Origin of the sequence: Arthrobacter sp. Cr_A7 (assembly GCF_029222765.1) — a bacterium.
Classification (GTDB): domain Bacteria; phylum Actinomycetota; class Actinomycetes; order Actinomycetales; family Micrococcaceae; genus Arthrobacter.
In genome coordinates this window covers 1-14,551 of sequence record NZ_JARHXQ010000268.1, presented here as the reverse complement: position 1 = coordinate 14,551, position 14,551 = coordinate 1, and the positions used below count along the sequence as shown (strand labels likewise).

Sequence of the window (14,551 nt, the reverse complement as noted above, 5' to 3'; positions counted from 1 at the left end):
CGTCATTAAGGATGCCCACGAGCCGTTCCGCGGCAGCCTCCGCTGCTGCTTCGGCTGATTCCGTGGCTGGCTCCGCCTGGTACGTGGTCATGATCCGCCCTTTCCTTGTGTGTCACCGGGCCCGTCGCCCGGACCTTTGGCTGTTCGGATACTCCGACGCTATGGCGGGGGAGCGGACGTCCGCGTCGGGTGGAATGTGCATCTTTCCGCGCAGGGATGGGGCAGATGCTGCAGGCCGGCAAAAGGAGGCCCCTGGGAAGCACTGCTGCGGGCCAGGCCCCCGGGAAGGTACGACGGCGGAAGGCAGCCACGTGCCACGGTGCGGCAGCATCCACACGGGCGCCCGCACGCCGTCGCGCGTTCCAGCAAGGGGCACCGAAGCGGACGGCCCTACAGCAGGCGGTGTTCCCGGGCCCAGCTGGCTGCGCCCGTCCGCGATGTCACGCCGATCTTTTGAAAGATGTTGGCCAGATGGCGCCCCACCGTCTTTTCGCTGAGGACCAGGGCGCCTGCCACATCCCGGTTGCTGGCTCCGCGGCTGACAAGGGCGAGCACCTCCGCCTCCCGCGCGGTGAGCCCGCCCGGCAGCCCTGGCTCGAGCCGCCGGACGTCCGGCAGTGCGCCAAGCTGCCGGTAGATGGCGAGGGCAGTGGCCATGTCTGCCTCCGCGGCGGCCTGTTGGTGCATGGATGTCCTGCAGCCAGCGAACAGTTCATGTACTTGGGCGATGCTGTAGCGGGCACGCTGGCTGCGGTAGATGCGGGCCGCGGATTCCAGTGCTGCCGCTGCTTCTGCCGGCATGCCGGAGGACAGCAGCAGGTGCGCCCGGGCATGGCTGGCCCAGGCGAGGAAGCCCGGCGAAGCGAACCGCTCCGCGATCTGTTCCAGCTCGCCGCAGTAGGCTGCAGCGAGGTCCGGCTGCCGGCAGGCGAGTGCGATTTCGGTCGCGGGAAGGAGGAGCCGGGCGCGGTCAAGGGGATTGCCTTCGCCGAGGGAACGGCTGAGCTGCTCCAGCGCCTGGCCGTGGTGGCCGGCGGCATGGAGCAGCAGCGCCTCACCCGGCTGCGGGTCCAGCCCCGTCCCGCGGACCCGGGAAAATGCCCGGGCAGCACCGGAGCTGTCACCGCGGAGGCGGAGGATGTCACCCAGTTCGTAGAAGCCGGCGCCGGCCATCCAGCCGTGGGCGGCGGCCAGTTCTTCGCTCAGTGGCCCGATTTCCCGGATGACGTCCTCCCACGACCCCTCGGTGCTGAGCAGCTGGAGTTCGTGGACGCGCGTCACCCGGGCGTAGACGAAGGTGCGGGACAGGCCGGACGTCCAATGCTCCAGCGCCTGCGTCCATGCGCGCATTCGGGCGTAGTCGCCCAGCGCATGGCAGAGGTGGGTCACCGTGCAGTAGATGTCGCCGCTCCACTCGGCCGGCACTTCGCCGGCAAGGACGGGAAGCATGGCTTCGTCGATGTCGCTGAAGCCCGCCGCCGTCTGTCCGCTGCGCACCAGGGCCAGGCCGGACAGTATCCGGGCGAAGCAGAGCAGTGCCGGGTCCCGGTGGGTCCGCCACAGTTCCACCAGGGCCGCGGACGCCCCGGCCACGGGTGCCGCGTCGCCGTCGAAGTCCAGGGACATGGACGCTTCCACGTACAGGAGGTAGCCGTAGGCGGGAATGCCCTCGAGGCCGTCGAGGTTCCGCCGGGCCCGGTTCAGCCACCCGGAGGCGAGCGCCAGGTCCCCGCGGGTGCCCCAGCGCAGGGAGAGGTTGATGGCCGTCATGGCAGCACCGGGGCGGTCGCCGGCGTCGTTGAGCCGCCGGTAGAGTTCTTCAGCCCCGGCCAGCGCCCCGGGCACGTTGCCCAGCCACCAGGCCGAGCTTGCCAGGGCTTCGAGGTCCCGGGTGGAAAGCGGCGCCTGGCGGGCTGCTGCCGCAAGGTTGTTGGCGGCCGCGGGCCAGTCCCGCCGGGCGAATGCTTCGCGCCCGGACGTCAGCAGCTGGTCCAGTTCTGGCATGCCCGTCTCCCGGATGACGCCTTTAGCGTACTGCCGCGCGCCCGGACGGAACAGCAGGATGCCGAACTCCTTGAGGCCGCAGCCGGCGACTGCGAGGATGGACGGGTGGAGTCACTTCTTGAGTTCCTCTCCGACAAATGGTGGCTGGTCTTTCCGCTCAGCGCGTTTGCCGGCCACTATGCCAACAGCTGGCGCAAAGCCAGTGAGCGCCGCCACCAACGGAAGGTGGAACTGTACACACTGAAGAACCAGGCCCGTGAGACCGAGAAGGCGTCGGCGGCTGAAGTGGAAGCCCTGATGGCCGCCCATGACGCCACTAACCGTCGCTGGCTGGACTACGAACTCGACGTCGGAAAACTCATCGACTTTCCGCTCATGACGGACGTCAGGGAACCCCTCACGGTTGCCTTCCTCCGTGCAAAACGCGAGGCGGACGGCCAGCGGCCGGCCTCGGCCTCTGACATCAGGTCCCCCGCACGGCTCGAGGCGTACCGCCAGGCCGTCAACGGCTTTGCCGTGGCGCTCGAAGTTGCCGAACGGGAAGCCCGGCGGATCCGGGACAGCAAATTCTCCGGTCCCGAGCGTGAGCGGCTGGCCACCGCCCGGAAGCTGCTGATGATCGCGGAGAACCATGCTGCCACGCCGGCCGAACGCCAGGCAGCCTACAAGCGGGCCCGGCGGGAGCTGGACGGACTGATCGTCCTGCCGGACGTGACCATCGCCGCCTTGGAAGAACGGGTGGCGCCGGGAGTGGATGCTGGACGGCAGCCGTCGGAGTCCGGGCCCGCCTGAGCGGCTGGAAGGGGCAGCGTGGCACGCACGCTCTACATCGACGTCGACGGCGTCATCTGTCCGTTTGGCCCGGAAGGCACCACCCCCTGGGGTTCTGCCTGGCACCGTGCCGACGCCGGTCTCCTTCCCGTTGCCTATGCAACGGAACTCGTGGCAGGACTCAATGCCCTGGCGCGGACGGACGGCGTGCGGTGCGTCTGGCTCACCAGCTGGGAGGACCTCGCCCCGCAGTACTTGTGCCCCGCCATCGGCGTGGAAGGCGGGACCTGGCCCTACCTGGCGGCGACGGGCGAAGGGAGCGGGAACGGCTGGTGGAAGCTTCGCGCCATCCAGGAGGATGTGGAAACGACGGGTCCCGAGGCTGCCGTGTGGATCGATGACCAGCTGGCCTTCGAAGCGGAGGCGCAATCGTGGGCTCGGCTGTTAGGACGCAGGATGCTGGCGGTCTCCCCGAATCCGCGGCGGGGAATAGCACCTGATGAACTGGCAGCTGTCCGCTCTTTCCTCAGCCGGCCGTTGTTTTGACCTGATGCCATGGACGCGTACGATCGATAGGGTTTCACGCCGGTTGTGTTAACGCCACAGGTCATTCCAAGCGAACAGCTGGTGAATTATGCTGTGCAGCACAGCAACCGGGGGACAGAAACTGCTGAACGTCGACTCTGCAGATTGGGCAACAGGTGGATATCACCTTCATGGTGGCGCTGGTCATCGCACTGGCACTATTTTTCGACTTCACGAACGGTTTCCACGACACCGCGAATGCCATGGCCACGCCCATCGCAACAGGTGCCATCAAACCGAAGACCGCGGTGACCCTCGCTGCCATCCTCAACCTGGTGGGCGCGTTCCTGTCCACCGAGGTGGCCAAGACGGTTTCCGGCGGCATCATCCGTGAAGGCTCGGACGGCATCCAAATCACGCCGGACATTATTTTCGCCGGCCTCATGGGCGCCATCCTGTGGAACATGATCACCTGGCTCAAGGGCCTGCCGTCGAGTTCCTCCCACGCCCTGTTCGGCGGCCTGATCGGTGCTGCCATCGCGGGTATCGGCTTCAACTCGATCAACCTCGAAGGCCTCATGCAGAAGGTCATCCTCCCGGCGATCTTCGCCCCGCTCATCGCGGGCATTGTCGCGTACGTCTGCACCCGCCTTGCCTACGCCCTGACCTCGCGGCATGACCCGGAAACCGGCAGCAAGCTCACCCAGAAGCGCGGCGGATTCCGCACCGGCCAGATCTTCACGTCAAGCCTTGTGGCGCTGGCCCACGGCACAAACGACGCACAGAAAACCATGGGCATCATCACGCTGGTCCTGATTGCCGCAGGTACCCAGGATCCCGGTTCCGGTCCGCAGTTCTGGGTCATTGCTGCCTGCGCCTTCGCCATCGCCATCGGCACATATGCCGGCGGCTGGCGCATCATCCGCACCATGGGCGCCGGGCTTACCGAAGTCAAGCCGGCCCAGGGCTTCGCCGCCGAAACCAGCACAGCCTCCGCAATCCTGGCTTCCTCCCACCTGGGCTTCGCCCTGTCCACCACGCAGGTGGCTTCCGGTTCCGTGATCGGCTCGGGAATGGGCCGCAAGGGAACCAGCGTCCGCTGGAGCATGGTGGGCAAAATCGCCCTCGGCTGGCTCTTCACGCTTCCCGCGGCAGGCATCGTGGGCGCACTGACCGCCCTCCTGGTCAAAACGGGTGTGGTGGGTGTGCTGATCGCCGCGGTGGCCGGCACCGCAGCCGTACTCTTTATGTTCTTCTACTCACGTAAGTCCGCCGTGGGCCACCACAACGCCATCGAGGTCGAGGAAGCCGGGCAGGCTGTCCGGTTCGCCAAGAAGAAGGCCATGGCCCGTGCCCGCGCGAATGCCAAGGCCAAGGCAAAGACAAAGACCGATACCCCGGTCATTGCTGATACCAACACTGATGCCAACGCCGAGGCCGGCGCCAACACCTCAAAGGAGACTCAGCGATGAAGTGGTTGGAACTCCTGACCGTTGCCGGTGCCACCCTGATTGCGGCGGTCACCGTGGTGGTCCTGTACTCGCTGGGTGTCCGGCTGACGGCTATTGCCGCCGATGCCCAGCAGACGTCCCCCGGGATCAAGAAGTCCTTTGCCTACGTGTGCTTCGGACTGTGCAGCCTGGCGGTCCTTTTCGGGCTCTACCTGATCATCCCGTACTTCTCGGGCTAGTCCGGAGCCCTCTGGGCACTGCCGCGACGGTTGGCTAGGCTGGCTCCATGTCACGGATCCAATACTTCGTAGCTGCTTCCCTGGACGGCTTCATCGCCACACCCACGGACGACCTCGGCTGGCTCCTGCAGTTTGACGGCTTCGATGGCGGCAACGAAAGTTATGAGTCGTTCATGGCCGGCGTGGGCTGCATTGTGATGGGCGGTGAGACGTACGCCTGGCTGATGGAACACGAGCCGGACAAGTGGGCTTACGCAGGCACGCCCAGCTATGTCTTCACCCGGCATGAGTACACGGCCCCTGCCGGCGCGGACATCACCTTTGTCCGGGGCGACGTCACTGAATTCGTTGAGGACTTCCGGCATGACGCGGGCGATAAGAACATCTGGCTGGTGGGCGGCGGCAATCTCGCCGCACAGTTCGCCGACGCTGGCCTGCTGGACGAGATCATCCTTTCGGTCATCCCTGTGGTCTTGGGCGAGGGCAAGCGACTGCTGCCATTGTCAGGCCCGACGCCGCCCCTTGAGCTGACTGCCTCGCGCGCCCTGGGCAGGGGCATCGTGGAGTCGCGGTACCTGCTGAAGGGGACCGGGGACAACAGCGCCTGACGTAACGTGCGGTGGTTGAGCCTGTCGAAACCCGAACCCGATGCGCCTGGCCGTTCACGTGCGGGCGTGGAGGAACCTCGCCAGACCGTCTTCACCCGGGGACAGCCCGCTGGGGACGAAGTCCACATGGCCGCGGACAGCATCAGACAGTGTCGGGTAGAGGCGCCCGTTGCTTTGTGGTTCAGGTTCCACCTCCGGTCTCCGTTGTTCAGGCCAGTGTGGTGGTTCCCAGTCCTGCTCTTCGCTTTTGTATCTTCGGCCGGACGGTGAGATCCAGCCGGGTGGATCATTCTTCGTGGCCGGGGTTGGTTTCCAGGCGCTGGCGTGTCGGAGCTTGTGGTGTTTCGGGCAGGGCTGTCCCAGGTTGCTGATGCCGGTGGTGCCGCCGTGATGCCAGGCGAGGATGTGGTCGGCTTCGTTGTCGAGGGAGTGGTTGCTGCAGCCCGGGAAGGGGCACTTGCCGTCCCGCATCCGCAGCCAGTTCCGCATCGCGGTGCCCACCCGGTATCTCGTGCGGCCGATCTCCAACGGCGCCCCGTCACGGGGATCCACCAGCACCGGATAAAACGACCCGGCCCCGTTGGCGACGAGGTCCCGGGCCATCGACGCCGGGATTGGGCCGTGCCCGTCCAGCATCGCCGGCTCGTCGGTCAGTCCTATCAGCGAGAACACGGGCACCGTGACCAGCACCTGCGGCCTGATCCACGACGACGGCCCGGAAGCCCCTTCCTCCCCGCGGGCTGCGTCTGCCCCATCAGCACCGTCGCGGCCGTAGCGGACGGCGCCGGTGCTGTTCCCGTCGAGGAGTGCTGCGGTGAATTCGTCGGCGCGCCGCTGGGAAAGGGTGCGCCGCTCGTTCGGGCCCTCCAGCCGGCGCGCCGCGGCGGTGCAGTGGTTCCAGACCGCAGTGGCGGTTACCGCGGGCAGGTAGGCGGAGATCCAGGCCATCGCGTCGTTGTCCGGGCAGTGCTCGACGCGCCGGTCCGCGACGGACCTGGCGTGGCGCTTCTCCAGGCTTTCCGGGTGGTGCCGTTCCCGCCACATCCGGGCTTTGGCTCTGAACCGGTACGCGGGCATCTCCCCGACCGGACAGCCCCTGGCCGGGTTGGGTGCGCCCGGGTCAAGGAAGTGCGCCTCCAGCGCGCTGGCCGCCGCGGGGTCAAGGGTCACCGTTTGTTCCACCATTGTCCGGGCATGGGCCCAGGAGACCATCCCTGCCTGCAGGGCGGCCAGCGTACGGGGCAGGGAGGTGGTCAGGGCATGGGACTCAGCCAGCAGGGCACCAGCGGCCCGGTCCCCAATAGCCAGCGCACACCCGACCTCAGCGACCAAGCTCCTGTCCTGCGCCATAGCCGCGCGTATGCTGAGGCGGCCGGAGCGTCCAAGGCCTTCAGGGCCGCGGTCAACACCGCCACGGCCTGCACCTTCAACGCGGCCAGCTTCGCTTCGCACCGGGCTACCCCGGCAAGGACATCCAAGGCTCCGTCAGCAGCCCGCCACAACGGGTCATCATCAACTCCAGCCGGAGCCTCAGCCCTGCCGGGGGCAAGGGAGACAGCACCGGAAACGGCGAAACCGCTGCCAGCCAGCACAGCAGTAAACGCAGCAACAGAGGCGTCAACCGCTTCCTCTGCCTGCACCACCACCGGGTTCGTTTGCATACCGAAAGCATCCCAGGAGGGTACGACAATCAGTCCGTTCCGGGCCGGTCAACGCTACGAGCTATGGGGCGCCGTGTCCCGTGCCGGGTCCGCTGCGAAAACGACGTGGCGGAGAGTCCCGCTATCCCTGGGGCGGCTCGGCGTTGTCCCGGATCATGTTGGTGATCCTTGCCGTGGAAAGCCGCCTTCCGTGCTCATCCGTCATCACGATCTCGTGCGTGGCCAGTGTCCGGCCCAGGTGGATGGCCGTGCACGTCCCGGTGACAAGCCCTTTGGAGATGGACCGGTGATGGGTGGCGCTGACCTCGATGCCTACCGCGTGGCGGCCCTGCCCGGCGTGCATGCCCGCCGAAAACGAGCCCAGCGTTTCGGCGAGCACAACATGCGCGCCGCCGTGCAGGATTCCTGCCACCTGCGTGTTTCCCTCTACAGGCATGGTGGCGACGGTCCGTTCCGGGCTCATCTCGAGGAAATGGATCCCCATTTTCACCACCAGGGCCCCGATCCCAAACCGGCCCAGCCAGCCGTGCAGGTGATCCGGGACGCCCGCGGCCGTCAGCTCGTCAGCGAATGGTCCGGGCGTGAAATTGTCCATCATGCCAACTAGGCTGGCACCTGTGAGTGAAACAACCAAACCGGCCCCTTTTCCGTCCCAAGTTCTTCCGCAGGACCCCGCCCTGGAAGGCGGAAGCGCCCAGGGCGGCACCGCCGTCAAGGAGAAAGTTCCTGCCTCCGCCGGTGAATCCGTTTCAGCTACCGCAGCCCCCGTGGTGCCCATGACAGGCCAGCCGAGGCTTCTGGTGCTGGACGGCCACTCCATGGCTTTCCGTGCCTTCTTTGCCCTGCCCGCGGACAAGTTCTCCACAATGAACGGGCAGCACACGAACGCCATCCACGGCTTTACGTCCATGCTGATTAACCTGATCAAGGAACAGCAGCCCACCCACATCGCCGTGGCCTTCGACGTTTCGGACGAGACCACCCACCGCAAGTCCCAGTACAGCGAGTACAAGGGCGGCCGGAATGAGACGCCCCGGGAGATGAGCGGCCAGATCGACCTGATCGCGCAGGTCATGGAGGCCTGGGGCATCAAGACCATCAAGCTGCCGGGCTACGAGGCGGATGACATCCTTGCCACCCTTGCCGCAATGGGTGAGAAGGCAGGATTTGAGGTGCTGCTGGTTTCGGGTGACCGGGACGCGTTCCAGCTCATCACGGACAACGTCTTCGTGCTCTATCCCAAGAAGGGCGTGAGCGACATCCCGCGGATGGACGCCGCTGCCATCGAAGCCAAGTACTTCGTCAGCCCGTCCCGGTACTCCGACCTTGCCGCGCTGGTGGGGGAGACCGCGGACAACCTTCCCGGTGTGCCCGGCGTCGGCCCGAAGACCGCGGCCAAGTGGATCAACCTTTACGGCGGACTCGAAGGTGTCCTTGAGCACCTGGACTCCATCGGCGGGAAGGTGGGCGACGCCCTGCGGGAGAACGTCGAAAACGTGAAGCGGAACCGTATGCTCAATCAGCTCCACACGGACCTGGAGCTTCCCGTCACGCTTGATGACCTGTACCAGCCGCGCCCGGACCAGGCAGCGCTGGAGGATCTGTTCGACCAACTCGAGTTCAAGACCATCCGCAGCCGGCTCTTCGCCCTCTACAGTGACCAGGAAACACCGGCTGCTGAGCGGGAGAGCATCGACGCCCCCGAATACACCACACCTGCCAGCGCCGCCGAACTGGAGGCATTCCTGGCTGCGGGGGCGGGGCAGCGCTCCGCCCTGGCGGTGGACCTCATTCCCGGACGGATCGGCGAGGACGCCGCAGCGCTGGCCATCGTCCGGGACGATGCCGCTGTTTACGTCGACCTGTCCGGCCAGGATGCGGAGACCGAGAACGTGCTGGCCGGCTGGCTGCGGGACCCCGAAGCGCCCAAGGTGATGCACGGCTTCAAGGCCGCCCTGAAGGCACTGACGGCACGCGGGCTGGAGCTGGAGGGCGTGGTGGACGACACCTCGATTTCCGGGTACCTCATCCAGCCTGACCGCCGCTCCTACGAACTCGACGAGCTCGCCCAGCACCACCTGAATGTCGGAATTCCTGCCGCCACCGCCAAGGCCGGACAGCTGGAACTGTCGTTCGACGGGGACGATACCGCCGCCGCCGACGCACTGGTCCAGGCAGCCGCCGTCGTGCAGTCCCTCAGCCGATACTTCGAGACCGAGCTCAATGAGCGCAAGGCGGAGGAGCTGCTGTCCACCCTCGAACTGCCGGTCAGCCGGGTGCTGGCCGACATGGAACTTGCCGGCATCGCCATCGACATGGACCGCATGGATGAGCAGCTCGCCGATCTTGCCAGGGTCATCGACCACGCGCAGGAGCAGGCGTTCGCGGCCATCGGCCACGAAGTGAACCTGGGATCGCCCAAGCAGCTGCAGACCGTCCTGTTCGATGAGCTCCAGCTGCCCAAGACCAAGAAGATCAAATCCGGCTACACCACAGACGCCGCCTCGCTGAAGAACCTCCTGGAGAAAACCGGGCACGAATTCCTGGTCCAGCTCATGGCGCACCGTGAGGCATCCAAGCTGCGGCAGATGCTCGAGTCGCTGAAGAAGTCCGTGGCGGAAGACGGCCGCATCCACACCACCTACGCCCAGAACGTAGCGGCCACCGGCCGGATCTCCTCGAACAACCCCAACCTGCAGAACATCCCCATCCGCAGTGAGGAAGGCCGCCGGGTCCGCGGAATCTTCGTAGTGAGCGAGGGCTACGAATGCCTGCTGTCCGCCGACTACTCGCAGATCGAAATGCGGATCATGGCGCACCTGTCCGGCGACGAGGGCCTGATCCAGGCATACCGCGACGGCGAGGACCTGCACCGGTTCGTGGGCTCGAACATTTTCCACGTGCCCACCAGCGAAGTCACCAGCGCCATGCGCTCAAAGGTTAAGGCCATGTCCTACGGGCTCGCGTACGGGCTGACCTCCTTCGGCCTGTCCAAGCAGCTGGAGATCTCGGTCGACGAGGCCCGCACCCTCATGAAGGACTACTTCGACCGGTTCGGCGCCGTCCGCGACTACCTCCGCGGCGTGGTTGACCAGGCCCGCGTGGACGGGTACACGGCCACGATCGAAGGGCGCCGCCGCTACCTTCCGGACCTCACCAGCACCGACCGGCAACTGCGGGAGAACGCTGAACGCATCGCCCTCAACAGCCCCATCCAGGGCTCGGCCGCGGACATCATCAAGCGCGCCATGCTGGGAGTCCACGCCGGACTGCAGGCCCAGGGCCTGAAGTCCCGGATGCTGCTGCAGGTCCACGACGAACTGGTCCTCGAAGTGGCCGCGGGGGAGCGCGCGGCCGTGGAGAAGCTCGTCACCGAGCAGATGGGCGCCGCAGCGGACCTCAGCGTGCCCCTGGAGGTCCAGATCGGCGTCGGACCCAGCTGGTACGACGCCGGCCACTAACTCGTGCGCTCCGCGTGACCGGCGTGTTTATGCTGGCCAGGCGCCGGAATCATTGACTAGGCTCGGACAAATGGCTGATCTGAGCGGAAACTATGAAATCCGGCGCTTCGGCGCGGTATCCAAGGGACAGACCGGCTACACCGAAGCGGACACCTGGAGCCGGGCCGTGTCCTTCGGGTTCCACGAGGCCACCCGGACGCCCGAGCATGTGGCGAAGGCCCTGGCCACCTACGAGGCTGACGGACGTGTCCTCACCGGGGCGTACCAGACCGGAACTGTAGCGCCGTCGTCGATGCCCGCGGAAGTGCCCGTGGCCACCTTCGCGACGTTCCGCAAGACCCTCAACATCGGGTTCGGCCGGACCCTGGACACCCAGCTGGTCACCTCGGTGACGGTGCGGACCTCGCACCGCCGCCGTGGCCTGCTCCGCCGCATGATGGGCGAGGACCTGCGGCTTGCCCGGGAGGACGGCATCGCCATGGCAGCGCTCACCGCCTCCGAAGGGACCATCTACGGGCGCTTCGGCTACGGAGTGGCCAGCTTCGAAAGGGCCGTTAAGGTGGACACCACCTCCCGGTTCAGCCTCCAGCACCAAGCCACGGGCAGCGTGGAGGTTGCAGACCCCAAAGCCCTGCTGGACCTGGCTCCCGCGGTCTTTGAGCGCGTGCACAGGCTGACTCCGGGATCCATCGGCCGGCAGGAGTGGTACCGCCAACTTGCCTCCGGGTCAATGGGCCACGAAGGCAAGGAGGATCCCGCCGTCAAGGTGGCCCTCCACTACGGCCCTGGCGGTGACGTTGACGGCTACGTCTCGTACAAGTTCCTGGGCTGGGACACCAAGCCGTACACCGTGGAGGTGGTGGACCTGCTGGCAGCCACCAATGACGCCTACCTCGAGCTGTGGCAGTACCTGGCGGCCATCGACCTCGTGGAATGCGTCTCCTGGGGTGTAGCCCCGCTGGACGACCCTCTGGCCTGGGCCCTCACCGATCCGCGCTGCATCGAATCCTCGGACAGCAGGGACATGCTCTGGCTCCGGATCCTCGACGCTCCCAAAGCCCTGGCAGCCCGGCACTACCCGGCTGACGGGAAGCTCGTCCTGGACCTCCGTGACCCGCTGGGCCTCGCGGCGGGAACCTACGCGCTGGCAGTGGAGGGCGGCCAGGCCGCCGTCGAACGCCTGTCCGACGGCGCCGCCGCAGACCTGGCGCTCGACGTTTCTGCGCTGTCCTCGATCTACCTGGGCGGCGTCTGCCCCGTCACGCTGGCGGCAGCAGGAAAGATCCGCGAAAACACCGCCGGCGCTGCGCTCAAAGCCCGGCAGATGTTCGCCGTGGAGCGGGCCACGCACTGCATGACGCACTTCTGACAGGGATGTGTCAACGGCGCCGCTTTGACCCTTGTTGCAGCCTGCGACTAGAATAAACGGGCGTGTACCACGTGCACGTTTTCTACAATCCACAAAATCAGGATGACCCGGAGGATCCGTCGGATTCACCGCGAATCGCGCCTGCGTTCCATAACGCGGGCGCGCCGGTTTGCCTGACCGACTAACTATCCACAACGGAGCCCCTACTACATGACCATCACCTCCACCGAGAAGCCCGGTACCCCCGTAGTCGCGATCAACGACATCGGTACCGCTGAGGACTTCCTCGCAGCTGTCGACGCCACCATCAAGTACTTCAACGACGGAGACCTCGTCGAAGGTACCGTCGTCAAGGTCGACCGCGATGAAGTCCTGCTCGACATCGGTTACAAGACCGAAGGTGTCATCCCCTCCCGCGAGCTGTCCATCAAGCACGACGTTGATCCCGGAGACGTCGTCTCCGTTGGCGATCAGGTCGAAGCCCTGGTGCTCACCAAGGAAGACAAAGAAGGCCGTCTGATCCTCTCCAAGAAGCGTGCTCAGTACGAGCGTGCCTGGGGCGACATCGAGAAGGTCAAGGAAGAAGACGGTGTTGTCACCGGTACCGTCATCGAGGTTGTCAAGGGTGGTCTTATCCTCGACATCGGCCTGCGCGGCTTCCTGCCCGCATCCCTCGTCGAGATGCGCCGTGTGCGCGACCTTGCTCCGTACATCGGTCAGCAGATCGAAGCCAAGATCATCGAGCTGGACAAGAACCGCAACAACGTTGTGCTGTCCCGCCGTGCATGGCTCGAGCAGACGCAGTCCGAGGTCCGCTCCACGTTCCTCAACAAGCTGGAAAAGGGCCAGGTTCGTCCCGGCGTCGTTTCCTCCATCGTCAACTTCGGTGCCTTCGTGGACCTGGGCGGCGTAGACGGCCTGGTTCACGTTTCCGAGCTGTCCTGGAAGCACATCGACCACCCGTCCGAGGTTGTCGAAGTTGGCCAGGAAGTCACCGTCGAGGTTCTCGAGGTGGACCTGGACCGCGAGCGCGTCTCCCTGTCGCTCAAGGCTACGCAGGAAGATCCGTGGCAGACCTTCGCCCGCACCCACGCCCTCGGCCAGGTTGTTCCGGGTAAGGTCACCAAGCTCGTTCCGTTCGGTGCGTTCGTCCGCGTCGAAGACGGCATCGAAGGCCTCGTGCACATCTCCGAACTGGCTGTCCGCCACGTGGAGCTGGCCGAGCAGGTTGTCTCCGTTGGCGACGAACTGTTCGTCAAGGTCATCGACATCGACCTGGAGCGCCGCCGCATCTCGCTGTCCCTCAAGCAGGCCAACGAGGGCGTCGACGCCGACAGCACCGAATTCGATCCCGCTCTGTACGGCATGGCCGCAGAGTACGACGAAGAGGGCAACTACAAGTACCCCGAGGGCTTCGATCCCGAGTCCAACGAGTGGCTTGAAGGCTACGAGAACCAGCGCGCCGCCTGGGAGCAGCAGTACGCTGACGCCCAGACCCGTTGGGAAGCCCACAAGAAGCAGGTTGCCCAGCACGCTGCCGACGACGCTGCTGCTGCAACGTCCGGTGACGGCGACTCCGGCGCCACCAGCTACTCCTCCGAGCCTGCTGCCGCCGACACCGGCGCCGGCACCCTGGCTTCGGATGAGGCTCTTGCCGCCCTGCGCGAGAAGCTGACCGGCAACTAATTGCCACCGGCACCGGGCTGTCCCGGTGCCATCGCAACAGGCCTCCTGCGGAAGCAGGGGGCCTGTTGCGCTTAAGCCGGCCGGCCAGGCGGCGTGTCCCGGCGGCAGGCGCTTCTTAAAGTTCGACGACGGCGCCCACCGTCCCGTCGTCGTCGTGCGTCAGGTCGCAGCCAAGCCCGGCCAGGAGGCGCTGCGCGCCCAGGTTGCCGGCCAGGGTGCGCGCAACCACCCGCGCCAGGCCGGCGTGGCGCGCCTCGTCAAGGACCAGCCGCAACGCGGCACTTCCGATCCCGTGGGACCGGAAACTCCTGCCGGGCCAGATGCCCGTTTCGGCCGCAGTGCCGCAGCCGCCGTCGTCGATCCTGCGGAGCCGTACAGACCCGGCAAGGGTGCCGCCGGACACAACGCCCCACGTCTTCTCAGCGGCTTCCCCGTTCAGGCCGTCCGCGGCGGCGCGGTGGTAGCTGCGGAACCAGGCGGTACGTTCCGGGTTCCAGCCCGGCCCGCCCAGCGGCGGTGCAACCTCATCCGGGGACGCGTCGCGCTTCGCCAGGGCCAGGAGCGCTTCCATGACGGCGTCGTCCACGTCCACCAGGGAAACGTCAGGGGAGCGGGACATCAACCCACTCCGTCCCTTCGGAGGTGAGCATGGCAGTCCCCGCAGTCAGGGACCGCAGGCGTTCGGCTGCTGCCTCGATGGAGGCCAGCTCGTCCGGCAGGGCCACGCGCAGCACGGTGTCCCGGCCGCCGTAGCTCGTATTTCCCATGACAAAGCC

General features: G+C 66.3%; 11 protein-coding genes and 1 pseudogene. 8 read left to right on the top strand and 4 right to left on the bottom strand.

Translation table 11 applies throughout. From position 1 onward, the window contains the following. Nucleotides 1-390: 390 nt before the first annotated feature. The gene (locus P2Q66_RS15770; RefSeq protein WP_275729625.1) at nucleotides 391-2,004 is read right to left on the bottom strand and encodes a helix-turn-helix transcriptional regulator; all 1,614 of its coding nucleotides are present in this window, start codon (nucleotides 2,002-2,004) and stop codon (nucleotides 391-393) included. 105 nt (nucleotides 2,005-2,109) lie between these two features. Between P2Q66_RS15770 and P2Q66_RS15765 the strand changes: the two genes are divergently transcribed. From P2Q66_RS15765 to P2Q66_RS15745, 5 genes are all read left to right on the top strand, one after another. Continuing rightward, nucleotides 2,110-2,796, top strand: coding sequence for a hypothetical protein (locus P2Q66_RS15765; RefSeq protein ID WP_275729624.1), 687 nt, complete (start codon nucleotides 2,110-2,112; stop codon nucleotides 2,794-2,796). A gap of 18 nt (nucleotides 2,797-2,814) precedes the next feature. Continuing rightward, nucleotides 2,815-3,321, top strand: a complete 507-nt coding sequence (locus P2Q66_RS15760; protein WP_275729623.1) for an HAD domain-containing protein — start codon at nucleotides 2,815-2,817, stop codon at nucleotides 3,319-3,321. Between the two features lie 155 nt (nucleotides 3,322-3,476). After that, nucleotides 3,477-4,772 carry an inorganic phosphate transporter gene (locus P2Q66_RS15755; RefSeq protein ID WP_275729622.1) on the top strand — a complete coding sequence of 432 codons (1,296 nt, stop codon included), beginning with the start codon at nucleotides 3,477-3,479 and terminating at the stop codon, nucleotides 4,770-4,772. After that, complete coding sequence (locus P2Q66_RS15750; protein WP_079596015.1) at nucleotides 4,769-4,990, top strand: hypothetical protein; 222 nt, start codon at nucleotides 4,769-4,771, stop codon at nucleotides 4,988-4,990. The genes P2Q66_RS15755 and P2Q66_RS15750 overlap by 4 nt, the downstream gene beginning before the upstream one ends. Before the next feature lie 47 nt (nucleotides 4,991-5,037). Continuing rightward, nucleotides 5,038-5,598: a dihydrofolate reductase family protein gene (locus P2Q66_RS15745; protein WP_275729621.1), complete on the top strand. Its 561-nt coding sequence runs from the start codon at nucleotides 5,038-5,040 to the stop codon at nucleotides 5,596-5,598. A gap of 54 nt (nucleotides 5,599-5,652) precedes the next feature. Here P2Q66_RS15745 and P2Q66_RS15740 read toward each other — a convergent pair. Both P2Q66_RS15740 and P2Q66_RS15735 read right to left on the bottom strand, forming a co-directional pair. After that, a pseudogene (locus P2Q66_RS15740) lies at nucleotides 5,653-7,259 on the bottom strand (DUF222 domain-containing protein). 121 nt (nucleotides 7,260-7,380) lie between these two features. Continuing rightward, on the bottom strand, nucleotides 7,381-7,857 hold the full coding sequence (locus P2Q66_RS15735) for a hotdog fold thioesterase (protein ID WP_176156791.1): 477 nt from the start codon (nucleotides 7,855-7,857) through the stop codon (nucleotides 7,381-7,383). A 220-nt stretch (nucleotides 7,858-8,077) separates the two neighbouring features. Between P2Q66_RS15735 and polA the strand changes: the two genes are divergently transcribed. The 3 genes from polA to rpsA all read left to right on the top strand — a co-directional run bounded on the left by polA (nucleotide 8,078) and on the right by rpsA (nucleotide 13,775). Continuing rightward, on the top strand, nucleotides 8,078-10,720 hold the full coding sequence (gene polA / locus P2Q66_RS15730) for a DNA polymerase I (protein ID WP_258868393.1): 2,643 nt from the start codon (nucleotides 8,078-8,080) through the stop codon (nucleotides 10,718-10,720). 70 nt (nucleotides 10,721-10,790) lie between these two features. Further along, nucleotides 10,791-12,089: a GNAT family N-acetyltransferase gene (locus P2Q66_RS15725; protein WP_275729617.1), complete on the top strand. Its 1,299-nt coding sequence runs from the start codon at nucleotides 10,791-10,793 to the stop codon at nucleotides 12,087-12,089. 210 nt (nucleotides 12,090-12,299) lie between these two features. Further along, nucleotides 12,300-13,775: a 30S ribosomal protein S1 gene (rpsA, locus tag P2Q66_RS15720; RefSeq protein WP_079596020.1), complete on the top strand. Its 1,476-nt coding sequence runs from the start codon at nucleotides 12,300-12,302 to the stop codon at nucleotides 13,773-13,775. 115 nt (nucleotides 13,776-13,890) lie between these two features. Here the strand turns inward: rpsA and P2Q66_RS15715 are convergent, their stop codons facing one another. Then, nucleotides 13,891-14,394, bottom strand: a complete 504-nt coding sequence (locus P2Q66_RS15715; RefSeq protein ID WP_275729615.1) for a GNAT family N-acetyltransferase — start codon at nucleotides 14,392-14,394, stop codon at nucleotides 13,891-13,893. Between the last annotated feature and the right edge of the window lie 157 nt (nucleotides 14,395-14,551).

Bases quoted from the DNA above. Each gene is read 5' to 3' on its own strand.
- P2Q66_RS15770 (WP_275729625.1), bottom strand. From the start codon at position 2,004: ATGCCAGAACTGGACCAGCTGCTGACGTCCGGGCGCGAAGCATTCGCC.
- P2Q66_RS15750 (WP_079596015.1), top strand. From the start codon at position 4,769: ATGAAGTGGTTGGAACTCCTGACCGTTGCCGGTGCCACCCTGATTGCG.
- P2Q66_RS15745 (WP_275729621.1), top strand. From the start codon at position 5,038: ATGTCACGGATCCAATACTTCGTAGCTGCTTCCCTGGACGGCTTCATC.
- P2Q66_RS15735 (WP_176156791.1), bottom strand. From the start codon at position 7,857: ATGATGGACAATTTCACGCCCGGACCATTCGCTGACGAGCTGACGGCC.
- polA (WP_258868393.1), top strand. From the start codon at position 8,078: ATGGCTTTCCGTGCCTTCTTTGCCCTGCCCGCGGACAAGTTCTCCACA.
- P2Q66_RS15725 (WP_275729617.1), top strand. From the start codon at position 10,791: ATGGCTGATCTGAGCGGAAACTATGAAATCCGGCGCTTCGGCGCGGTA.
- rpsA (WP_079596020.1), top strand. From the start codon at position 12,300: ATGACCATCACCTCCACCGAGAAGCCCGGTACCCCCGTAGTCGCGATC.
- P2Q66_RS15715 (WP_275729615.1), bottom strand. From the start codon at position 14,394: ATGTCCCGCTCCCCTGACGTTTCCCTGGTGGACGTGGACGACGCCGTC.